General features: G+C 75.4%; 19 protein-coding genes. 15 read left to right on the top strand and 4 right to left on the bottom strand.

Annotation, left to right across the window (positions count from 1 at the left end):
• The first annotated feature begins 75 nt into the window (after nt 1-75).
• Nucleotides 76-402, top strand: coding sequence for a putative quinol monooxygenase (locus CLV37_RS13545; RefSeq protein ID WP_106211156.1), 327 nt, complete (start codon nt 76-78; stop codon nt 400-402).
• Nucleotides 403-423: 21 nt separating this feature from the next.
• On the opposite strand, the gene CLV37_RS13540 is transcribed toward CLV37_RS13545, so the two are convergent.
• The 3 genes from CLV37_RS13540 to CLV37_RS13530 form a co-directional block, all read right to left on the bottom strand.
• Nucleotides 424-813: a phage holin family protein gene (locus CLV37_RS13540; RefSeq protein WP_106211154.1), complete on the bottom strand. Its 390-nt coding sequence runs from the start codon at nt 811-813 to the stop codon at nt 424-426.
• Nucleotides 814-918: 105 nt separating this feature from the next.
• On the bottom strand, nt 919-2,085 hold the full coding sequence (locus CLV37_RS13535) for a fumarylacetoacetate hydrolase family protein (RefSeq protein WP_106211152.1): 1,167 nt from the start codon (nt 2,083-2,085) through the stop codon (nt 919-921).
• Nucleotides 2,086-2,149: 64 nt separating this feature from the next.
• Nucleotides 2,150-3,112, bottom strand: coding sequence for an alpha/beta hydrolase (locus CLV37_RS13530; RefSeq protein ID WP_106211150.1), 963 nt, complete (start codon nt 3,110-3,112; stop codon nt 2,150-2,152).
• Between the two features lie 127 nt (nt 3,113-3,239).
• Between CLV37_RS13530 and CLV37_RS13525 the strand changes: the two genes are divergently transcribed.
• From CLV37_RS13525 to CLV37_RS13495, 7 genes are all read left to right on the top strand, one after another.
• A complete protein-coding gene (locus CLV37_RS13525; protein ID WP_106211148.1) occupies nt 3,240-3,749 on the top strand; it encodes an MmyB family transcriptional regulator in 510 nt (169 codons plus the stop codon).
• Nucleotides 3,750-3,759: 10 nt separating this feature from the next.
• On the top strand, nt 3,760-4,509 hold the full coding sequence (locus tag CLV37_RS13520) for an alpha/beta fold hydrolase (RefSeq protein WP_106211146.1): 750 nt from the start codon (nt 3,760-3,762) through the stop codon (nt 4,507-4,509).
• Nucleotides 4,509-5,348 (top strand): NmrA/HSCARG family protein, encoded by an 840-nt coding sequence (locus CLV37_RS13515; protein WP_106211144.1) that lies wholly within the window; start codon nt 4,509-4,511, stop codon nt 5,346-5,348. The genes CLV37_RS13520 and CLV37_RS13515 overlap by 1 nt, the downstream gene beginning before the upstream one ends.
• Before the next feature lie 61 nt (nt 5,349-5,409).
• Complete coding sequence (locus CLV37_RS13510; protein ID WP_170127253.1) at nt 5,410-6,288, top strand: helix-turn-helix transcriptional regulator; 879 nt, start codon at nt 5,410-5,412, stop codon at nt 6,286-6,288.
• 80 nt (nt 6,289-6,368) lie between these two features.
• Nucleotides 6,369-9,077, top strand: a complete 2,709-nt coding sequence (locus tag CLV37_RS28860) for a helix-turn-helix transcriptional regulator (RefSeq protein ID WP_106211140.1) — start codon at nt 6,369-6,371, stop codon at nt 9,075-9,077.
• Nucleotides 9,074-11,461, top strand: a complete 2,388-nt coding sequence (locus CLV37_RS13500; protein ID WP_106211138.1) for a helix-turn-helix transcriptional regulator — start codon at nt 9,074-9,076, stop codon at nt 11,459-11,461. The genes CLV37_RS28860 and CLV37_RS13500 overlap by 4 nt, the downstream gene beginning before the upstream one ends.
• A 200-nt stretch (nt 11,462-11,661) precedes the next feature.
• Nucleotides 11,662-13,167: a glyceraldehyde-3-phosphate dehydrogenase gene (locus CLV37_RS13495; RefSeq protein ID WP_245885394.1), complete on the top strand. Its 1,506-nt coding sequence runs from the start codon at nt 11,662-11,664 to the stop codon at nt 13,165-13,167.
• A gap of 64 nt (nt 13,168-13,231) precedes the next feature.
• Here the strand turns inward: CLV37_RS13495 and CLV37_RS13490 are convergent, their stop codons facing one another.
• On the bottom strand, nt 13,232-13,819 hold the full coding sequence (locus tag CLV37_RS13490) for a DJ-1/PfpI family protein (RefSeq protein WP_425433621.1): 588 nt from the start codon (nt 13,817-13,819) through the stop codon (nt 13,232-13,234).
• A 97-nt stretch (nt 13,820-13,916) separates the two neighbouring features.
• On the opposite strand from CLV37_RS13490, the gene CLV37_RS13485 reads away from it, so the two are divergent.
• From CLV37_RS13485 to CLV37_RS13460, 7 genes are all read left to right on the top strand, one after another.
• Nucleotides 13,917-14,831, top strand: a complete 915-nt coding sequence (locus tag CLV37_RS13485; RefSeq protein WP_211298630.1) for a pirin family protein — start codon at nt 13,917-13,919, stop codon at nt 14,829-14,831.
• 136 nt (nt 14,832-14,967) lie between these two features.
• Entirely contained in the window at nt 14,968-15,633 is a 666-nt protein-coding gene (locus CLV37_RS28125; protein WP_211298629.1) for a GntR family transcriptional regulator, read from the top strand.
• 46 nt (nt 15,634-15,679) lie between these two features.
• Nucleotides 15,680-17,230: an amidase gene (locus tag CLV37_RS13480; protein WP_211298628.1), complete on the top strand. Its 1,551-nt coding sequence runs from the start codon at nt 15,680-15,682 to the stop codon at nt 17,228-17,230.
• Nucleotides 17,227-18,054, top strand: coding sequence for a 5-oxoprolinase subunit PxpA (locus CLV37_RS13475; RefSeq protein WP_106211133.1), 828 nt, complete (start codon nt 17,227-17,229; stop codon nt 18,052-18,054). Before CLV37_RS13480 ends, CLV37_RS13475 begins: the two co-directional genes overlap by 4 nt.
• 32 nt (nt 18,055-18,086) lie before the next feature.
• Nucleotides 18,087-19,469 carry a cytosine permease gene (locus tag CLV37_RS13470; protein WP_106211131.1) on the top strand — a complete coding sequence of 461 codons (1,383 nt, stop codon included), beginning with the start codon at nt 18,087-18,089 and terminating at the stop codon, nt 19,467-19,469.
• A complete protein-coding gene (locus CLV37_RS13465) occupies nt 19,466-20,944 on the top strand; it encodes an amidase (protein ID WP_211298627.1) in 1,479 nt (492 codons plus the stop codon). The genes CLV37_RS13470 and CLV37_RS13465 overlap by 4 nt, the downstream gene beginning before the upstream one ends.
• Nucleotides 20,941-21,993, top strand: a complete 1,053-nt coding sequence (locus tag CLV37_RS13460; protein ID WP_106211129.1) for a formamidase — start codon at nt 20,941-20,943, stop codon at nt 21,991-21,993. The genes CLV37_RS13465 and CLV37_RS13460 overlap by 4 nt, the downstream gene beginning before the upstream one ends.
• The last annotated feature ends 6 nt before the right edge of the window (nt 21,994-21,999 follow it).

Genomic DNA, 21,999 nt, shown 5'->3' with positions numbered 1-21,999 from the left:
GACGGGGCCGTGCCCCCTTCTCGCGGGGTGAGAGCACGGGGTGCCGGGGGCCGGTGGCGTCACTAGGCTCCCGGCATGATCCTCATCGTCGTGAAGTGGCCCGTGAAGCCCGAGCTGTCCGACCGCTGGCCCGAGCTCGTGCGCGAGTTCACCGACGCCGTCCGCGCCGAACCGGGCAACCTGTTCTTCGACTGGTCGCGCGGTGTCGAGGACCCGAACCTGTGGACCCTCGTCGAGGGGTTCGCCGACGACGAGGCCGGCAAGGTGCACGTCGCCTCCGAGCACTTCCAGAAGGCGATCGGCCAGATGCCCGACTACGTCGCCGCCCAGCCGCAGATCATCTACGTCGAGGCGCCCGACACCCCGGGGTTCGGCCCGATGGGCGAGGTCCAGCCGCGCTGAGCGGCCGGCTCGTCGCCGGGGTCAGCCGGCGTGGCGGGCCGCCCGCACGTCCTCACGGACGCTGGCCAGGGTCTCCTCCGGCCACAGCGGGCCGACCCGTCTGACCTCCTGCAGGCCCGCGGCCGTCAGCGCGGCCGCCCCTGCGCCGTACAGGGCCGTCGTCAGGAACGCCGCGGTCGGCGGCGGGACGACCTTGCCGACGGCCCGCACCACGAACGCCACCGAGGTCCCGGCCGCCAGGGCGCCCAGCACGGCCGCTCCACCCAGCAGGGCGGCGCCCCTGGACGCCTCCCTGGCCTTGCCGAGGAGCTCCTGCTGCCCCTTGCGGATCTCCGCGCGCACCAGCTGGGTGGTGTCGGAGGTCAGTTCGTCGACGAGTTGGCCCGCCGTGCGGTTCGGCTGTTCGCTCATGGTCGTCCCTACTCGGTGTTCCTCCCTCTCCTGCCCGCCCGCGCGCTCGCGAAACGTCCTCGTGGCCGTCGCGGGGCGGTCCGGCTCCCGGTGCGGGCGTCCGCCTCAGCGCCGGCTGGACAGGTGGGCCAGGAGAGCGCGCAGCCCGAACTCCCAGCGGGGCAGCTCCTCGGCGATCCCGACGGTGTTCACGAGGGTCCCCAGGTGCGCGCTGGCGATGACGACCTCGTCACCGACCGCGTGGGTGAAACCCTGCCCGGCGCCGTACCGGTCCTGGGTGGGGGCGAACAGCGTCCCGGTGTACAGCACCAGGCCGTCGGGGTACTGGTGGTGCTCGCCCAGGGCCGCCGCCACGAGTTCCTCGAAGGGGCGGCTGATGCGCGACAGCGAGTTCCTCCCGTGCAGGGTGAACCCGTCGCTCCCCGTGACGACCAGGGCGATCTCCTCGCTGCGCAGGTCGTCGAGGGTGAACCGCTCGTCGAACAACCGGACGAACGGGCCGATCGCCGAGGAGGCGTTGTTGTCCTTGGCCTCCCCGAGCAGCAGCGCCGACCGGCCCTCCACGTCGCGCAGGTTGACGTCGTTGCCCAGGGTCGCGCCCACGACGGCACCGGTCGACGACACGACGAGCACGAGTTCGGGTTCGGGGTTGTTCCAGGTCGAGGAGCGCTTCACGCCCACCTGCGCCCCGAGGCCGACCGAGGCCAGCACGGGGGCCTTGGTGAACACCTCCGGGTCGGGGCCGATGCCGACCTCGAGGTAGGCCGACCACAGGCCCTGCTCCTGCAGCACCGCCTTGGCCCGCGCCGCGGCCTGCGACCCCGGACGCAGCTCGGCCAGGCTGCCGCCGATGGCGTCGGTGATCGACTCGCGCACCTGCGCCGCCCGGGACGGGTCCCCGCCGACCCGCTCCTCGATGACCCGTTCGAGCATGCTGTCGACGAACGTGACCCCGCACGCCTTGACGACCTGCAGGTCGACGGGAGCCAGGAACCGGGGCCGGGTCGTGTCGCGGGCCAGGGAGGCCGCCACGACGTCGGCCGTGCGCCAGGCCGGGGCGCGCGAGACCGCGCCCCGCACCACGTCGAGGCGGTCCGCCCGTTCCAGCAGGTCCGCGGTCGTGCCGACCTCGTCCCACAGGTCGTGCACGCCCGCGCGCGTCACGGCCACCGGCACGGGCCCACCGCGGGCCGGGTCCCACACCCGGCCCACGAGCAGGGCGTCGTCGGCGTCGACCGGCAGGACGTTCGTGTCGGGATCCACGGGGACCATTCAGCCACACCGGCGGGCGCGGTGGACCGCCGCCTGCCGGCGGGGCCGCCGGTCCAGTCCTGCCTCAGTCCTGCAGCGCCGCGCGCAGCACCGCGACCGCCTGCGCCACCGCCGCCTTCGCGGCCTCGGTGGCGTGCAGGGAGTTCACCATGACGAAGTCGTGCACGATGCCCTGGTAGCGCACCGCCGTCACCGGCACGCCCGCGGCGCGCAGCTTCGCCGCGTACGCCTCGCCCTCGTCGCGCAGGACGTCGGCCTCGGCCGTGATCACCAGCGCCGGCGGCAGGCCGGTGAGCTGCTCGGTCGTGGCGCGCAGCGGGGAGACCGTGATCTGCGAGCGGTCCGTCTCGGGCGTCGTGTACTGGTCCCAGAACCACTTCATGCCCTCACGGGCCAGGAAGTACCCCTCGGCGAACTCGTGGTACGACGCCGTGTCGAAGTTCGCGTCCGTCACCGGGTAGAACAGCACCTGCCGGCGGAACGAGAACTCCCCGCGCTCCTTGGCCATGAGCGTCAGCGCGATCGCCATGTTCCCGCCGACCGAGTCGCCGGCCACCGCGAGGCGGGTCCCGTCCAGGTCGTGCCCGGCGCCCTCCTCGACGACCCACTTCACCGCCGCGTAGGCCTGCTCGTTCGCGACGGGGTACTTCGCCTCCGGCGAGCGGTCGTACTCGGGGAAGACCACGGCCGCGCCGGTCCCCACCGCCAGGTCGCGCACGAGGCGGTCGTGGGTGTGGGCGTCGCCGAACACCCACCCGGCGCCGTGGGTGTAGACGACGACGGGCAGGGCCCCGCTGGCCCCGGCCGGGCGGACGAGGCGGACCCGCACGCTGCCGGTCGGGCCGCCGGGGACGGTCACCCACTCCTCGTCGACGGCGGGTTTCTCGATGGGCTCGTCCTGCACGCCGTCGACGGCCTTGCGGCCGTCCTCGGGAGCGAGCTGGTACAGGAACGGCGGTTCGCTGGTGGCGTCGACGAACGCCTGCGCGGCGGGTTCGAGGCTGACGTTCTTCGGGTTTCCGGGCACGGGGGGCTCCTCGGGTGGCGACGGGCTGAGGCACCCATCGTCACCGGCCACCACGGCTGCCGGTGGCCGTGGGCCTGACCCTGTCAGGACCTGTCTGGCCCCGGCCCGGACCCCTAGCGTCGGCGGGGTGAGCGACCCCCTCGAGGACCTGGCCCGGGCGCTCCACGAGGTGCCCGCCGTCGTCCACGACGCCTACCTCGACGTGCTCGCCTCCAACGACCTCGCCCGCCGGCTCACCGCCGCCTTCGAGCCGGGGACGAACATCGCCCGGTTCACCTTCCTCAACCCCGTCGTGCCGCGCTCGACCACGACGTGGGACCAGGTCGCGCGGACGATCGCGGGTGCGCTGCGGGCGGCCTCGCCGGCCCGGCTGGACGACCCGGCGTTCCGCGCCCTCGTGGGGGAGCTCGCCGCGCACTCCGACGACTTCAACCGCGCCTGGGCGGCCGCGGAGTCCCAGCCCCCCACCGCGGGGTTCCAGATGGACCACCCCGTGGTCGGGCCGTTGCACCTGACCTGGGTCGAACTCGTCGTGCCGGACTCCCGCTCCGGCCGCGTCCTCACCGTGTGGCGTCCCGACGACGCCACGACGGCGCAGCGGCTCCACGCCCTGCGCACCGCCCGTCCCTTCCCCTGAGAGGTGCCCCGTGTCCCAGCAGCAGCCCGTCGTCGTCCTCGTCCACGGCGCGTTCGCCGAGTCCGCGTCCTGGGCGGAGGTGGCCGAGACCCTGCACGACCGTGGGGTCGAGACCGTCGCCGTCGCCAACCCCCTGCGCTCGGTGGCCTCCGACGCGGCCTACCTCGCCGACGTCGTCCGCGGTCTGGTCGCCGGTTCCGCCCGCCCCGTCGTCCTCGTCGGGCACTCCTACGGCGGCATGGTCGTCACCGAGGCCGCCGCCGCGCTGCGCGACGTCGTCGTCGGCCTCGTCTACGTCGCCGCCTTCGTCCCCGCCCGGGGCGAGGACGCGCTGGAACTGTCCGGGCGGTTCCCCGGCAGCACGCTCGGCGACACCCTGCTGAGCTACCCGCTCACCGGCGGGGGCCAGGAGTTCCGCATCGACCCGGCCCGCTTCGCCGCGCAGTTCGCCGCCGACGTGCCCGCCGAGACCGCGCGGACCATGGCCGTCACCCAGCGTCCCGTCACCGAAGCCGCTCTCGCGCAGGACCTGTCGGTCGACCCGGCGTGGGCGGACGTCCCGTCGTGGTCGGTCTACGGCGACGCCGACCTGAACATCCCGGCCGCCGCGCAGGCCTTCATGGCCGAACGCGCGGGCGTGCGGGGGGTGACCGTGGTGGCCGGGGCCTCGCACGCCGTGGCCGTCTCCCACCCCGACGCCGTCGCCTCGGCCGTGCTCGAAGCCGTCGGCGAGCACGTCGCCTTCGAGCCCTCGCTCTGATGCGCCTGACGGTCCTCGGCGCCACCGGCGGTCAGGGTGGCGCCGTCGTCCGGGCGCTGCGCGGACGGGGGCACGCGCTGCGCGCCCTCGTGCGCGACCCGGGCTCGGACCGCTCCCGACGGCTCGCCGCCGGCGGCGTCGACCTCGTCCCCGGTGACCTCGACGACGTCGCCTCGCTGAGGGCCGCGATGACGGGCGCGGACGCGGTGTTCGCCGTGACCACCCCGTTCGAGGACGGCCCCGAGGCCGAGATCGCGCAGGGCCGCACCGTGATCGCCGCCGCGACCGCCGCCGCCGTGCCGCACCTCGTGCTCTCCTCCGTCGCCTCGGCGACGGCCGGCACCGGCGTCCCGCACTTCGAGACGAAGGCGGTGATCGAGGCCGAGCTCGCCGCGAGCGCGGTGCCGCACACGGTCCTCGCCCCCGCGTACTTCATGGAGAACCTGCTCGGCGGGCTCGAGGACGTGCGGCGCGGGCTGCTGCTGCTGCCGCTGCCCGTCGACCGGCCCCTGCAGCAGCTGGCCCGCGACGACTTCGGCCGCTACGCGGCGCACGTCCTGACCGGACCGGCCGGCACCGGCCGCCGCGTCGAACTGGCCTCCGACGCACCGACCCCGCGGCGGATGGCGCAGGCCCTCGGCGCGAGCCTCGGCGTGGAGGTGCGGGCCGAGGAGCTGCCGCTGCCCGACGACCTCGACGGCGACATGCCCGCCATGTGGCGGTTCCTGCGCGGGCACGGGTACGCCGTCGACCTCGGCGCCCTGCACGCCGACGGCGTCCTGGACCGGTGGACCAGCTTCGCCGACTGGGCGCGCACCCTGCCAGGTGCAGTCATCTGACGGAGGCCGGACGTCCTCCTCCTCGGGCACGATCACGGTCCACGAGGGGAGGAGGACGCCCGTGCCCGCACGAACCGTGGCCCGCACGACGCAGGTCGGTGACTTCCTGCGCGCCCGCCGGGACGCGCTGCAGCCCGAGGACGTCGGGCTGACCCGCGAACCCGGCCGACGCGTACCCGGCCTGCGCCGCGAGGAGGTCGCCCAGCTCGCCGACATCAGCCCCGAGTACTACCTGCGCCTGGAGCAGGGCCGCGACCACCAGCCCTCCGAGCAGGTCCTCGCCGCCCTGTGCCGGGCGCTGCGGCTCGACCCCGCCGCCGCCGACTACCTCTACCGCCTCGTCCACCCGTTCCGGCGCCGCCTCGTCCCCGCCCCCCGCCCCGAGCCCACCGATGACAGCGACCTCGTCGCCGTGGTCGGTGCCTTCCAGAACCCCGCCATCGTGGTCGACCGCACCAAGGACGTCGTCGCCGTCAACGGCCTCGCGGCGGCCATGGCGGCCCACTGGTGCCGCCCCGGGCACAACGTCGTCCTCGCCAGCTTCACCCCGCAGGTCAGGCAGCAGATGCCCGACTGGGCCCGGCACGCGCGGCGCATGGTCGCCTCGCTGCGCCTGAGCGCCGACCCCGACGACCCGCGCCTGCAGGAGATCGTCGGCCGGTTGTCGTTGCAGGACCGGGACTTCCAGCGCTGGTGGGCGAGCCACGAGGTCTCCGCCGTCACCCACGGGACCGTCCCGATGACGATCGACCACCACGGCGACGTCGTCCTGCAGTGGCACGAGCTGGACCTGCCCGACCACCCCGGTCACGTCGTCACGATGTTCAGCGCGATCGACGACGCCGGCCGGCGGGGGCTGGACCTCGTCCGGTCCCGCGCGGGCGCCTCCCGGGGCCGGACGAGGTCCGAGCGGTCGGACGTGCTGGTGGCGGCCGGCTGAGCGCCACGCCCACGTGACCTCCGACGGGACCGCGCACCGGAGGGGGTGGGCTACCTTCCCGCACGAGGGAAGGAGCACTCGTGGGGGCAGCAGGTCCGGCAGGACTCGTCGGACGCGACCGCACGTGGCAGCAGGCCGTCGCCGCGGTCACCGCCACCGGCGCGGCCCGGCGCGCGACCCTGCTCACCGGCGACGCCGGTGTCGGCAAGAGCGCCCTGCTGGCGGCCCTGGCCGACCACTTCGCCGCGCAGGGCCACCGCGTCCAGCGCGCCACGGGCACCCGCTCGGGGACGCTGGCGACCTTCAGCTCCCTGCGGGACCTCCTCGACGGCCTGCCGCCCGCCCCGGACCTGCCCGCCGAGCAGCGCGACGCCCTCCGGGCCGCCCTCGCCGCGACCGGGACCCCCGTCCAGACCGGCCTCCTGCGCCTCGCGGTGCGCTCGACCCTCGAGGCCGCCGCCGAGGACACGCCCCTGCTGCTCGCCCTCGACGACGTCGACCGCCTCGACGAGGACAGCTACGACGTCCTCCTGCCGCTCCTGAGCCGCCTCCCGGACGGCCCGGTCGGCCTCCTCGCCACCTGCCGGCGCGACAGCGTCCCCCGTGAGCTGGGACCGGTGACCGACCAGCTGGACGTGCCCGCGCTCGACGACACCGCCGCCCGCCACCTGCTGGAGGCCACCGGCGCCGACCTGCCCGGCCGGGTCCGCGAAGCCGTCCTGCACGCTGCGGCGGGCAACCCCCTCGTGCTCGTCGAACTCGCCCGCTCCGGAGCCCGGGACGTCCCCGTCGCCGGCGTCCTGCCCGTGCCCGAGACCCTCGACGGCGTCTTCGCCCGCGACCTGGCCGGCCTGCCCCCCAGCACCTGCCGGTTGCTGCTGCTCGCCGCCTGCGGTGAACGTGACGTCCTCCTCCTGCAACGTCTCACCGGCACCGACGACCGGGACTTCGAACCCGCCGAACGGCGCCGCCTCGTCCGCCTCGACGGCGGGGTCGTCCAGTTCCGCCACCCCCTCGTCGAGTCGCACGTCTACTACGCCGCCACCGCGGCCGAACGCACCCGCGCCCACCACGACCTCGCCGCCGCCCTCGCCGAGCACCCCGACCGGGCCGCCCTCCAGCTCGCCGCCGCGGCCACCGGCCCCGACGCCGGGCTGGCCGACCACGTGGCGCGGGTGGCCGACGGGCAGCGGCGCAGCGGCCGGCCCCTGGCGGGCGCGGTCCTGTTCGAGCGGGCGGCCGACCTGTCCACCACCCCCGCGGACCGGGCGCGCCGCCGGCTGGACGCCGCCGAGACCGCGGCGGCGACCGGGCGATCGGCCTGGGTCGGCGAACTGCTCGAGCGGGTGGGACCCGACAGCGGCGACGACCGGGCGGCCATGCTGTCCGCCTGGCTCGACACCGTGCAGGGGGACCCGCGGCGCTCGGCCCGGACCCTCCTGGACCTCCTGCGCCGGCGCACCGGGCCGGTGCGCGCCGGCGCCGCCCGGTCCCTCGGCCTGCCTGCGTTCATGCTCGCCGACCCGTTGCTGCAGCAGGAGATCGCCGCCGCGCTGCCGGAGGGCGACGAGCTGCGCGGCGACCCGGGTCTCCTGTTCGCCGCCGCCGTCTGCGCCCCCGACGCGGCCGTCCACGCCGCCGTCGTGGCGGCCGGGACCGACCCGGGCGCCCTGCGGCACCCGGTGACCGCGGCGGTGCTCGGGGCCGCCGCCTCGGTCCTGGACGAACCGTCCCTGGCCGCCGAGCTCCTGCGCGAGCCCGTCGACGCGGTCCTGGCCGGACGTGCTCCCGCGGTCCTGCTGAGCGCACCGGGAGCACTGGTGTGGCCGCTGTTCGACCTGGGCCGGTGGCAGGAGGCGGTGCGGACCGCCGTCGCCAACCTCGAGGCCACCACGCTGAACGACGCCCCCAACCTGCGGGCCCACGCCCAGGCCCACCTCGTCATCGCCGAACTGCTGCGCGGGCACCGCGACCGCGCCGAGGCCGCGCGCGCCGACCTCGCCCACCACGTCCCGCTGTCGCCGATGGGACGACTGCGCGTCGCCTGGGCCGACGCCGTGGCCGCGGCCGCCGACGGCGAGCACGAGCGCGCCTTCGACGTGCTGGCCGCGGTGCTGGACGGTGGGCTGGACGCTGGGCCCGACGGCGCGACGCCGGGGTCCTCCCACGCCGCCCAGCCGCAGAGCCTGCTGACCCTGCCCGACCTGGCCGCCGCGGCCCGCCGCACCGGCCGCCTCGAGCGGGCCCGCGACCTCGTCGCCCGCACCCGCGCACCGCGCGCCGGGCGGTGGCTGACCCGGCGCCAGGAACTGCGGGTCCGCGCCGCCGACGCGCTGCTGCTGGACGACCCGGCGGACGCCGTGAGCGCCCTGACGCCCGTCGTCGACGCCGAGGGGGCCGGGGTGTGGCCCCTGGAGCAGGCCGTGCTGCAGGTGGAGCTCGCCGACCTCCTGCTCGGGGTGCGCCGTCCCGGGCCCGCCGGCGCCCACGCCGCGGCCGCGGCCGAGACGTTCGAACGGCTCGGGGCGTTCGGCTGGCAGCGTCGGGTCCGGACCACGTTGCGCGCCAGCGGGACCCAGGTCAGCGCCGACGTCCACGACGTCCTGGCCGGACTCACCACCCAGCAGGAGCAGGTCGTCAGGATGGCCGCGGCGGGTCTGTCCAACCGGGACATCGGCGAGCAGCTGCACCTGTCGCCCCGGACCGTCGCCTCGCACCTGTACCGGGCCTTCCCGAGGCTCGGCGTCGCCACCCGGGCGCAGCTCGTCCACCTGCTCACCGGTCCGTGAACCTCCCGCTGCGCGGCCGCGACGCCGAACTCGCCGCCGTGGCGCGCCGGTTGTCCTCCGGGCGCGGGGTGCACGTCGCCGGCGCCCGCGGGACCGGCAGGTCCGCCATGCTCGCGGCCTCGGTCTCCGCCCCGGGCAGCCCGGCGGGGACGGTGCTGCACCTCGTCGCCACCGGGCGCGACAGCGCGACCCCGCTCGGGATCGCGCAGCACCTGCACGGCCTGCTCGGCGGCCCGGTCCTGCGGCCGGACTCGGCGCTCGCGGACCTGTCGGCGGCGCTGCGCGACGTCCGGCCGGCCCTCGTGACCGTCGACGACCTCGACCGGGCGGACCCGGGGTCGCGCGTCCTCCTGACCCGGCTGCGCGCGTGGTTCCCGGTCCTCACCACCGCGACGGGCACCCAGGACGCCGACGTGGTGCTGCACCCGTTGACCCCCGAGGACGCGCACCGGGTCCTGGACGACCTGGGCGTGGCCCGCGGCGCCGGGCGGGTCCCGCTGCTGCGCCGGGCGGCCGGGAACCCGCTGGCCCTCGTCGACCTCACCGGACCGGAGGCCGGTCTGGGCCGGCGAGCGCGGGAGGCCTTCGCGGACGGCCTGGACGACCTGCCCGCCGCCACCCGCCGGGCCCTGCTGGAACTCGCGCTGGCCGACCGGACCCGGCGACCCGCCGGCCGCGCGGCGGTGTGGCGCTGCCGGGCGGGCGACCTCGGACCCGCTCTGGCCGCGGGCCTGCTCGTCCCCGCCCCGACGAGTGCCCGGTCACCGGTCCCGCGGTTCGCCCACCCGCTGACCGCCGAGATCGTCCTCGACGACGCCACGACCCACCAGCGGCGCGCGGCGCACCGTCGGCTCGCCGCGGACCTGCCCGGCACTGAACCCGCCCGGGACTGGCACCTCGCCCTGGCCGGGCCCGACGAGGCGGCCGCCGCCCGGCTCGACGCCCTCGCCGGCCGGCTCGCGGCGCGGGGGGCCCCGCGGGCCGCAGCTCACGTCCTGGCCGCGGCCGCCGCGTCCGGGGTGGGGACCGCTGCGCCGCAACGCCTCCTGGCCGCCGCGCGGCAGGCCCGGGCGGCGGGGGACCTCGCCTGGGCCGGGCGGCTGACCGCGGGGACCCCGTACGACGACGCCGTGTTCCGCGCGGTGGGAGAGGCCTGGTGGGACCCGTCGCCGCTGGCCCGACGACGGGCCGAGGAACTCCTCGACGCCGCGACCGGACCGGAGGGGGAGACGGTCCGCGCCTGGGGGCGCGGTCTGCTGGACCCGGTGGGCCACCACGACCGGATCCGCGCCGAGATCGCCGAGCACGGGCCCCGCCTGAGCGCGATGGGGGCCAGCGAACCGACCCGGTGGGGTGCGCTGGGCGGGCTCGCGCTCGCCGTCGACGAGACCGGGCGGGCGGTGGAGTTCCTCACCCGCTCGGTCGCGGTCGCCCCGCAGGTCGTCAACGCCGGGGGACGGACCGTCGACGGGCTGCTGACGATCGCCCTGCTCGACGCCGGGCGCTGGGACGACGCCCTCGCACGCCTGGCCGCGGCGTCGCGGGCGGGTGACGGCACGGACGTCAGCGCGCTCGTGTCCCGGGCCGTCCTGGCGGTCCTGCGGGACGAGCCCGACCACCACGACCACGTCCTGCGCGCCCTGCGGGCCATGCCGCCGGCGACGTCGGCGCTGCACGACGCCCGCCTGGCGCGGGCCCGGGGGCTCGCGGCGGCCGGGCTCGGTGACCACCCGGCCGCGCTGCGGCACCTGCGCCGGCTCCGCGGTCCGCGCGGCGAGGCGCTGCACCCGCTGGTCTCCGACGTGGCGCTGGCCGACGCGGTCGCCGCCCACGGGGCCGTGGGGGAGCGGGAGGCGGCACGACGGCTGGTCGAGACCGCGCTGCGGCGTGGCTCCCTGTCCTCGGTGCGCCGTGAGCTCGTCCTGCACCGGGCCCGCGCCCTGCTCGACGACGAGCCCGAGGAGCACTTCCGGCGCGCCCTGGCCCCCGAGGCCGGGCGCTGGCCCCTGGAGGCGGCGATCACGCGCCTGGAGTTCGCGCAGTGGCTGCGCCGGCGCGGGCGTCCGGCCGACTCCCGGCCGCTGCTGCGCGCGGCGGGGGAGACGTTCGCGCGGCTCGGCGCCCCCGGCTGGGCGGCCCGGGCCCGCTCGGAGCTCGCGGCGGCGGGCGCCGGGGACCCCTCGCCCACCGCCGGGCTGAGCGCCCGGCAGCGCGAGGTCGCCGTGCTCGCCGCGCAGGGCTGGACGACCCCGCAGATCGCCCAGCGCCTGGGGATCTCCGCCCGGACCGTCCACTCGCACCTCGCCGGGGCCTTCCGCGTCCTCGGTGTCAGCCGGCGCGTGCAGCTGTCGACCGCGTTGGGTGAGGAATTGCACGGTCGGTGAACTTCGGCCGATCTTTCCAGGCCACGGAGCTCCCGTGAGGTCACCGATTCCCCCATGGTGGTCCCACGACAGCCACGACTGGAGACGAACGTTGACGACCGACGCACGGACCGTGCCCCGCGCCGCGGCGTCGTCTCCCGGCTCGGTCGGTCGAGAACCGACCTGACCTCCGCCCCCGCGGTCGACTGAGGAGTCCTCCCGTGCCCGAACCCGTCCCCACGTCCCCGTCCGACGACCTCGGCTGGTCCCTGAAGCTCGGACTGGCCGAGGCCGTGGTGCCGCTCGTCGGCCGCCTGCACCGCGACCACGGCGTCACCGTGACCGTCCACGGCCGCAGCCTCGTCGGCGAGTCCGTCGTCGGGCTCATCAAGGCCCATCGGTTCGCCCGCCACGTCGACGACGTCGAACTGCCCCTCGAGGTCAGCCTCGACCTGCTGCAGGTGCTCGTCCGGTTGCCGTTGTCCCCGGCGATCGTCGACATCGCCCGGTTGTCGACCCGGCTCAGCGCGGACGGGACGACCGGCGAAGCCGCCGTCCGGGACCTGCTCGCCCCCCTGGCGTACGACCCGGCCGGCCCGGACCGGCCCGCAGGACCCGCTCGGGCCAGCCGCGACGTCGTCCTCTACGGGTTCGGGCGCATCGGGCGCCTGCTCGCCCGCGTGCTCGTCGAGCAGGGTCAGGACCCGTGGGGTCTGCGCCTGCGTGCCGTCGTCGTGCGCCGCGGCGGCGCCAACGACCTCGTCAAGCGCGCGAGCCTGCTGCGCCGCGACTCCGTGCACGGCGCGTTCGCCGGGACGATCACGGTGGACGAGGAGAACGAGCGGATCCACGCCAACGGCACGACGATCCAGGTGATCTACTCCGACGACCCGGCCACCGTCGACTACGCGCGGTACGGCATCGAGGACGCCCTGGTCATCGACAACACCGGGAAGTGGCGCGACGCCGACGGTCTGGCGCAGCACCTGCGCAGCCCGGGCGCCGGGCGCGTCCTGCTGACCGCCCCCGGCAAGGGATCGGTCAAGAACGTCGTCCACGGCCTGAACCAGGACACCCTGACGGCCGACGACCGGATCGCCTCGGCCGCGTCCTGTACGACGAACGCCATCGCCCCGGTCCTGAAGGCCGTCCACGAGGAGTTCGGGATCGTGCGCGGTCACGTCGAGACGGTGCACTCGTTCACCAACGACCAGAACCTCATCGACAACTACCACAAGGGCGACCGGCGGGGACGGTCGGCGGTGCTGAACATGGTCCTCACCGAGACGGGTGCCGCCAAGGCCGTCGCCAAGGCGCTGCCGGAACTCGAGGGCAAGCTGACCGGGAACTCCATCCGGGTCCCCACCCCCGACGTGTCCCTCGCCGTGCTGCACCTGACCCTGGAACGGGCGACGGACAAGGCGGCGCTCAACGAGTACCTGCGGCAGGTCTCGCTGGACTCCCCGCTGCAGGACCAGGTCGACTACACCGATTCCCCCGAGGTCGTCTCCACCGACTTCATCGGCACCCGCAAGACGGGCGTGGTGGACGCGCTGGCCACGATCGTCACCGGCGACGCCGCGATCCTCTACGTCTGGTACGACAACGAACGCGGTTACTGCGAGCAGGTGCTGCGGGTCGCGCAGACGTTCCAGGGTCTGGACCGCCCGGTGTTCCCGGCGGTCCACACGAGGGCCGGGGCCGGCGTTGGGGCCGGCGTCGGCTGACGCCCGCCCCGGTGCGTGACCCGTCCGGGCCGGTGGTGCGGGCCCGGACGGGGTCCTGAGGCCCTCAGACCGGGGGCTGGGGGTCGTACTGGATCGCCCGGCGCACCTGCCGCGCCCGGTCGGGGGAGCTGAGCCGGGCCACGAGGTGCAGGGCCATGTCGATGCCGGCGGAGACGCCCGCGGAGGTGACGACGTCGCCGTCGTCGACGAAGCGGTCGTCGGGGCGCACGTCGATGCTGGCGTCGAGTTCGCGCAGCAGGTCCAGCGAGCCCCAGTGCGTCGTCGCTGGGCGGTTTGCCAGCAGCCCGGCGGCGGCGTAGACGAGCGAACCGGTGCACACGCTCGTCATGAGCGGCGCGCTGCGGCGTTGCGCGCGCACCCACTCCAGGTGGTCCTCGTCGCGCAGCTGCGGGCGCGTCCCGCGGCCGCCGGGGTGCAGCACGGCCTGCAGCGGGGGCGCGTCGGCGAACGAGTGCGCGGCGACGAACCGCATCCCCTTGGCCGCCGTCACCTCACCGCCGTCGCGGGACAGGGTGGTCACGACCCAGCCGTCCTCGGGGTGCTGCTGGGTCCAGGCGGCCAGGACGTCCCAGGGCCCGACGGCGTCGAGTTCTTCCACGCCGTCGAACAGGACGATGCCGAGGTGCTTCACGGTGTCGTTCACGGGCCCATCGTGCTCGACGGGCCCGCTCCGGGCCAGGGTCGTGGAGCCTCGTACCGCCCGGCGGGCGTGGGGTAGCGTCCCGGAGGTGCAGGTCCACGCCCCCCGCGACGTCCCCCTCGGTGGTCCGCGGGCCATGACGGTGCGGCGCACCCTCCCGCAGCGGGCCCTCACCCTCGTCGGGTCGTGGTGCTTCCTCGACCACTTCGGGCCCGACCGCGTCGCGGACAGCGGGGGCATGCGGGTGCCGCGGCACCCGCACACCGGCCTGGCCACCGTGACGTGGTTGTTCACCGGTGCCGTCGCCCACCTCGACTCCGCCGGCTACCGGGCCGTCGTGCGCCCGGGGCAGGTCAACCTCATGGTCGCCGGTCGCGGCATCTCCCACCAGGAGTTCTCCACCCCGGACACCGAGGTCCTGCACGGCACCCAGTTGTGGTTCGCGCTGCCCGAGGCGACGCGCGCGATGGAGCCGACGTTCCAGCACCACGAACCCGTTCCGGTCCGGCATGACGACGCGGAACTGCGCGTCTTCATCGGCTCGCTGGCCGGGGTGGGTTCGCCCGTGCGGACGTTCACCGCGCCGCTGCTGGGGGCGGAGGTCCTGCTGCCGGCCGGCGGGCAGGTCACCGTCGACCTCGAGCCGGGTTTCGAGCACGGTGTCCTGCTGGACTCCGGCGCGCTCACCGTCGACGGCGAGCCCCTGCCGCCCGCGCACCTGGCCCACCTGCCCACCGGGCGCACGTCGGCGACGCTGCGCGCCGGGGACGGACCCGTCCGGGCGCTGCTCATCGGCGGGGTCCCGCTGGGGGAGCGGATCGTCATGTGGTGGAACTTCGTCGGCCGCGACCACGACGAGGTCGCCGCGTACCGCGAACGGTGGCAGGCCGAGATCACCGGGCCCGTCGAGGGGGAGCCGCAGTTCGGCGTCTTCCCCGACGGGGAGCCCGAGCCGTTGCCCGCGCCGGAATTGCCGAACGCCCGGCTGCAGCCGCGCGGGTAGGCGCCCGGTCGCGGTGGTGCGTCGAGGGCTCCCCGGGATCCGCGCCACGGACGAGAATTGACGTCGTCGTAACCGCGGGAAACGTGCGCGTAACCTCCGACTGCAAGTGTGATCACACATCACGGAGGTCAGCATCGTGGACGTCAGCGCCATCACCGTTCCCACGCTCGCGGAGGAGGTGTACGACCGTGTCCGGTCCGGCATCACCAGCGGAACCCTCGCCCCGGGCAGCCGGGTCTCGATCCGGGCCCTGGCCGACCAGCTCTCGGTGAGCACCATGCCGGTCCGCGAAGCGCTCAAGCGGTTGCAGGCCGAGGGTTTCGTCGTCTTCGGGCGCCGCAGCGTCAGCGTGGTCTCGCTGACCGCCGAGGAACTGCACCAGGTCTTCGCCGTCCGCCTGCACCTGGAGCAGCTGGCCACCGAGTGGGCCCTGCCCCGGCTGACGCCCACGGACGTCGACGACCTGCGCGCCGTCCTGGCCGAGATGGCCGACGATCACCTCGAGACGGGTCGTTGGCGGGCCCTGAACCGCCGTTTCCACCAGCGCTTCTACGAGTGCGCGGCCAGTCCCTACCTGCTGGACCTCATCCGGGGGGTCTGGGACCGGGTCGAGCCGTACATGGCCATCTACGCCTCGACCGTGGAGGACTTCAGCGAAGCGCACCGGCAGCACGTGCGGATGCTGGGGCTCATCGAGACCGGGGACCTGCCGGGGTTGCTGGCCGAGAACGACTGGCACCTGGAGCACACCCGCCGCACGGTCGCCGAGGCGCTGTCCGAGGCGCGCCGACCACCCACCTGACACCGCTACCGCGTCCCCGCGCCCGGGGACGACCGGAGGACACCGCATGGACGACCTGCGCGAAACCCACCCCTTCGCCGAACTCACCATCACCCGCTTCCACCGGATGCTGCGGGCGGGGGAGGCGACCAGCGCGGAACTGACCGCCTGGTACCTGCAGCGCGTCGAGGACCTGGACCGGGACGGCCCGCGACTGGGGTCCCTGGTCACCCTCAACCCCGCCGCGCTCGACCAGGCCCGGGCGGCCGACGACCACTTCTCCCGCACCGGGCGGTTCCTGGGCCCGCTGCACGGGGTTCCGATCGTCGTCAAGGACCAGGCCGAGACGGCCGGCATCCCCACCGCCTTCGGCTGCTCCCTGTTCGCCGACCACGTGCCCGAGCAGGACGCCACCGTCGTCGCCCGGTTGCGGGCGGCGGGTGCGGTCGTGCTGGGCAAGACCGCGATGTGCGACTTCGCCGCCGGGTGGTTCTCCTTCTCCTCGCGCACCGGGTTCACGCGAAACCCCTACGACCTGGAGCGGGAGACCGGCGGGTCCAGCGCCGGCACCGCCGCCGCGGTCGCGGCCGACCTCGCGCTGGTCGGGCTGGGGGAGGACACCGGGGGGTCGATCCGCCTGCCGGCGTCGTTCACCAACCTGTTCGGCCTGCGGCCCACCACCGGCCTGGTCAGCCGCACCGGTTTCTCCCCCCTCGTGCACTTCCAGGACACCCCCGGCCCGATGGCGCGCACGGTGACCGACGCGGCCGTCGTGCTCGACGTCATCGCCGGCTGGGACCCGCAGGACGAGTACACCGCGCTGGCCGCCGGCCACGAGCACCTCGGCGCCTTCGCCGAGGACCTGGACTCCACCGACCTGGCCTCCTTCCGCGTGGGCGTCCTGGAGGACGCGTTCGGCACCGGTCCGGAGTCCGCAGGCACGAACTCCGTCGTCCGCGCCGCCCTCGACCGCCTGCGCGCCGAAGGGACCGGCGTCGTCGAGGGCCTCGAACTGGGCGACCTGCACGAGTGGGTCACCGGGACCTCGCTGTACACGACGCAGTCCAAGCAGGACCTCGCCGCCTTCCTGGCCGCCCGTCCCGGCGTCCCGGCCACGAGCTGGGACGAGATCGTCGCCGCGGGGGCCTTCCACCCCCTGACCGACCTCGTCGTCGACATCGCCGCCGGGCCCGAGGACCCCCGCCACGACCCGGAGTACCTGCCGCGGCGCCTGCGCCAGGAGGACCTGCGCCGCCGGCTGACCGCGCTGATGGCCGGGGCGGGTGTCGACGTCCTGGTCTACCCGACCGTCCAGGTGCCCGCCCCCACCCGGGAGGAACTGGCGGCGAAGCGGTGGACGGCGCTGACGTTCCCCACCAACACCGTGCTGGCCTCGCAGTCCTCCCTGCCCGCGGCCAGCGTCCCGGTCGGGTTCACCGACGACGGGCTGCCGGTCGGCCTGGAGGTCGTCGGACCGGTGATGAGCGAGCGGCGGCTGCTGCGCTTCGCCCGGGCCTGGGAGCGCGCGGTGTCCCCGCGGCGGGCCCCGCACCTGAGCAGCGCCGGAACCTCCGAAACCCCCGGAGCCGCCGAACCCCTCGCCTCGGCCGCCCGGTGAGCGGGCCGGGCGCCCGCACCCTGGACCTGAACTGCGACCTGGGCGAGAGCTTCGGCGTCTACCGCTACGGCGCCGACGCCGAGGTGATGCCCCTCATCACCTCGGCCAACATCGCCTGCGGCGCGCACGCGGGGGACCCGCGGACCATGCGCGAGAGCGTCGACCTGGCCGTCCGCCACGGGGTGGCCATCGGCGCCCACGTGGGTCTGGCCGACCGGGAGGGTTTCGGCCGCCGTGCCATCGCGGTCGGCGCCCAGGACGTCCACGACCTCTGCCTGGCCCAGATCGGGTCCCTGGACGCCTTCGTGCGTGCGGCCGGGCAGCGGATGGCGCACGTGAAACCCCACGGCGCCCTGTACGTGATGGTCAACGACCAGCCCGACCTGGCGCGGGCGGTCTGCGCGGCGGTGCGGTCCTTCGACCCGGGCCTGGCGCTGTACGCGCTGCCCGGGTCGGCGCTGGCGGTCGCCGCCCGCGACGCGGGGCTGGGGGTGGTCGAGGAGTTCTTCGCCGACCGCCCCTACCGCGCGGGCCGGGTGCGCATGTTCGGCTGGACCGCCGAGGAACTCGGAACCCCGGACGCCGCGGCCGGACGTGCCGTGCAGCAGTTGCGCACCCCCGCCCTGGCGGGGGTCGGCACCGTCTGCGTGCACAGCGACAGCCCCGCCGCGGCCGAACGTCTGCGCGCCCTGCGGGTCCACCTCGACCGGGAGGGCTGGGCCGTGGCAGCACCGCGCCCGTCCGGGAACCCCACCGGCCCGGCCCCCACCCCGCTGTCCTCCCCGCACGTCGACGAGGCGTTCCAGCCCGTCCCTTCTCCCTGACCCCCGCTCCTGCACCCCGAGAGGAACCGACCGTGAGCACCAGCACCCACGACGGCGTCGCCGTCGAGCACCACGGCCTCGAGTCCGAGTTCGAGCACGAACCCGTCCCCGCGTCCCGCCGCCGATCCCTGGGGTCGGTCTCGGCCGTCTGGTTCGGCTTCCCCATGATCATCACCAACGCCATCTTCGGCGGCACCATCGTCTACGGCCTGGGTTTCTGGCGCGGGATGGCCGCCATCGTCGCCGGGAACGTGGTCCTGTTCGCGTACGTCGGGGCGCTCAGCCTCGTCGCCGGGCGCACGGGCAAGAACTTCGCCCTCACCGCCGCGGAGACCTTCGGGCGCAAGGGGGCTCCGATCGCCGCCGGGTTCCTGTCCACGGTGGTCATCGGCTGGTTCGCCTTCCAGACCGGCCTGACCGGCGCCACGCTCAACGGTTCCCTGGGCTGGAACGAACCCTTGATGATCGCGATCGCCGGGGTGCTCTACATCGGCATCACGTTCATCGGCATCCGGGCCCTGACGGTCATCGGCCTGGTGGCCGCGCCGCTGTTCGTCGTCCTGGCCGTCGTCGCGCTCGTCTTCGCCGCCCGCGGCGGCGGGATGTCCGGCATCACCTCCTACCAGGGCGGCGCCCCCGACGCGGGCGTGCTCAGCGTGGGGGCGGCGATCACGATCGTCGTGGCCGGTTTCGCCGACTCGGGGACCATGACCGCCGACTTCACCCGCTGGTCGCGCACCGGCCGTGAAGCCGTCCTGGCCACCTTCACCGCCTTCCCGCTGGCGAACGTCATCTCCCTGCTGGTCGGGGGCCTGATCGTGGCGGCCGGCGCGGCCGCCGCCCCGGCGGCCAACGGCGGCGACTTCCTGCCGATCCTCACCTCCCACGGCTGGGTCCTGTCCGCGCTGGCCGTGGTGTTCGTCTTCATCAACCTCGGCTCGGTGTGCACCCACTGCCTCTACAACGGGGCCGTGGGCTGGAGCCAGCTCACCGGTGGTCGCATGCGGGTCCTCACCCTCGTCCTGGGCGGAGTCGGCCTCGTGGCGGCCCTGGCGGGGGTGTGGAGCCACTTCGCGGCGTGGCTGAACCTGCTGGGCATCTTCGTGCCCCCCATCGGGGCGGTGCTGATCCTCGACCAGCTCGTCCTGCGCCGCTCGGCACGCCGTCCGCTGACCACGTTCCGCGTCCGGCCCTTCGTCGCCTGGGCGATCGGTGCCCTGGGCGCGGCCCTGGTCCACTTCCAGGCCCCGCAGCTGTCCGAGGCGCTGGCCGGCATCGTCGTCGGCGCCCTGGCGTACCTGCTGCTGGACCTGCTCACCGGACAGCGGGAACTGCGGGGTGCTCCGGAGGTCTCGCTCGTCGGCCCCCGCACGCCGGACCGGGCCCCCGGCGCGGCGGCGAAGGACCCCTCGTGAGCGAGCCCACCACCCTCGACGAGCTCACCCGGCTGCCCGCCACCGACCTGGCCCGCCTGGTCCGCGAGCGCACCGTCTCGGCGGCCGAGGTCACCGACGCCGCGCTGTCCCGAATCGAGGAACTGGACGCGACCCTGCACGCTTTCGTGGAGCTGACGGCCGACGCCGCGCGGGAGCAGGCGGCGGCCGTGGACGCCGCCCTGGCCCGCGGCGAGCGGGTCGGCCCGCTGGCCGGGGTGCCGCTGGCGGTGAAGGACCTCATCGCCACCCGGGGGGTCCGCAACCGCAACGGTTCACCGGCCTACCTCGACTTCGTCCCCGACGAGGACGACATCGTCGTGGAGCGCGCCCGGGCGGCCGGAGCGGTCCTGCTGGGGCAGACGACCGTCCCGGAGTTCGGGTACAGCGCCGTCGCGGACAACCCCGTCAGCCCGACCACGCGCAACCCGTGGAACCCCGACCTCACCCCCGGGGGTTCCAGCGCGGGGTCGGCCGTCGCGGTGGCGACCGGGATGGCGCCGCTGGCGTTCGGCAGCGACGGTGGGGGTTCCATCCGCATCCCCGCCGCGCACTGCGGCCTCTACGGGATCAAGGCGTCCATGGGCCGGGTCCCGCTGTACCCCGGCACCCGCGACGAGCGCTACCCGGGCATCTCCAGCTGGGAGAGCCTCGAGCACGTCGGGCCCCTGACCCGCACCGTCGCCGACGCCGCCCTGCTGCTGTCGGTCGTCGCGGGCCCCGACCCGCGCGACCGGCACTCCATCCCGTGCCTCGACGTGGACTGGACGGCGGCCGCCGCCGGGGGACCGGTGGCCGGTCTGCGGGTGGCCTACAGCCCCGACCTGGGGCACCTGCCCGTCGACCCCCGGGTGCGGGAGGTCGTCGAGCGCGCCGTGGGCGTCTTCGCCGACCTGGGCGCCCACGTCGAGGAGGCCGGCCCCGACCTCGGCGATGCCGGTGACGCGTTCTGGGCGATGGTCGCCGCCGAGACGGACCTGCGCGGGATGCGCGCCCTGGCGCGCGAGCACCCCGACACGTCCCCGCACCTGCGAGCCCTGCTGGACCACCCGTGGACGGCCGAGGACTTCACCGACGCCCTGGTCACGCGCAAACGGGTCGTCAACCGGATGTGGCGGTTCATGGCCGGGTACGACCTGCTGCTGACCCCCACCCTGGCGGTGCCGCCCTTCGGGCTCGGCGTGCAGGGCCCCACGGAGATCGACGGGCGCACCGTCGCCGACAACGCCTGGCTGGGTTTCGTGAACCCGATGAACATGACCGGTCAGCCCGCCGCGAGCGTCCCGGCGGGGTTCACCGCCGACGGCCTGCCCGTGGGCCTGCAGATCGTCGGCCCGCACCTGGGCGACGCCGCCGTGCTGCGCGCCTCGGCGGCCTTCGAGGCCGCCGCCCCGTGGGCGCAGCACTGGCCCGCGCTGCTCGGGCGGGCCGCCGAACCCGCCGGGGTCACGGCGTGACCGGCCTGGACGGGCTGAACCCCTCGCCCGGTGCCCTGGTGGTGGGGATGGTCCAGGCCCGCGTCCCCGTCGTCACCCGCCCCGCCGACCTGCAGGCCCAGGCCGGGCGCCTGGCCGACCTGCTGCGCCGGGCCAAGCGGGGCATGCCCACCCTCGACCTGGTCGTCTTCCCCGAGTACAGCCTCAACGGCCTGGACCCGCAGACGTTCCTCGACGACACCCTCCTCGTCGACCGGGACGGCCCCGAGGTGACGACGTTGACGGAGGCCTGTGCCGAGGCGGGGGTGTGGGGGTGCTTCTCACTGATGGAGCGCAACCCCGGCGGCGCCCCCTGGAACTCCGGGATCGTCGTCGACGACACCGGCACCGTGCAGCTGTATTACCGCAAGCTGCACCCCTGGGTCCCGATGGAACCCTGGCAGCCGGGCGACCTCGGGATCCCCGTGTGCGACGGTCCCGCGGGATCGAGGCTGGCCCTGGTCATCTGCCACGACGGGATGCTGCCCGAAGTGGCCCGCGAGGCCGCCTACCGCGGGGCGAACGTCATCCTGCGCACCGCCGGGTACACCCACCCCATCGCGCAGTCGTGGCGGATCACCAACCAGGCCAACGCCTTCCACAACCTCGCCTACACCGTCTCGGTCTGCATGGCCGGCCCGGACCCGAACGGGATCTGGTCCCAGGGGGCGGCGATGGTCTGCGACGTCGACGGCACCGTGCTGGTCGAGGGGGACGCGACCCCCGACCGCCTGGTGACCGCCGAGGTGGTGCCCTCGCGCGCCGACGACGCCCGTCGCCGGTGGGGGGTGGAGAACAACGTCTACCAGCTCGGCCACCGCGGGTACGTCGCCGTCGAGGGCGGGGCCCGCGACAACCCCTACACGTGGGTCGCCGACCTGGCCGCCGGGCGGTACCGGGTGCCGTGGGAGGACGAGGTCGAGCACGTCGACGGAACCCGTGCCGGCTGGCCGGTGCCCGCACAGGTCCGCGCCCGAGCCCAGCCCGGTGGGGGCGAGGGGCCGGCCCCCACGGGTCCCAGCGGGGGCTGAGCAGGG

Source organism: Kineococcus rhizosphaerae (assembly GCF_003002055.1).
GTDB classification, from domain to species: domain Bacteria; phylum Actinomycetota; class Actinomycetes; order Actinomycetales; family Kineococcaceae; genus Kineococcus; species Kineococcus rhizosphaerae.
The sequence above is the reverse complement of the archived record's forward strand: the minus strand, read 5'-3'. Positions and strand labels throughout refer to the sequence as shown.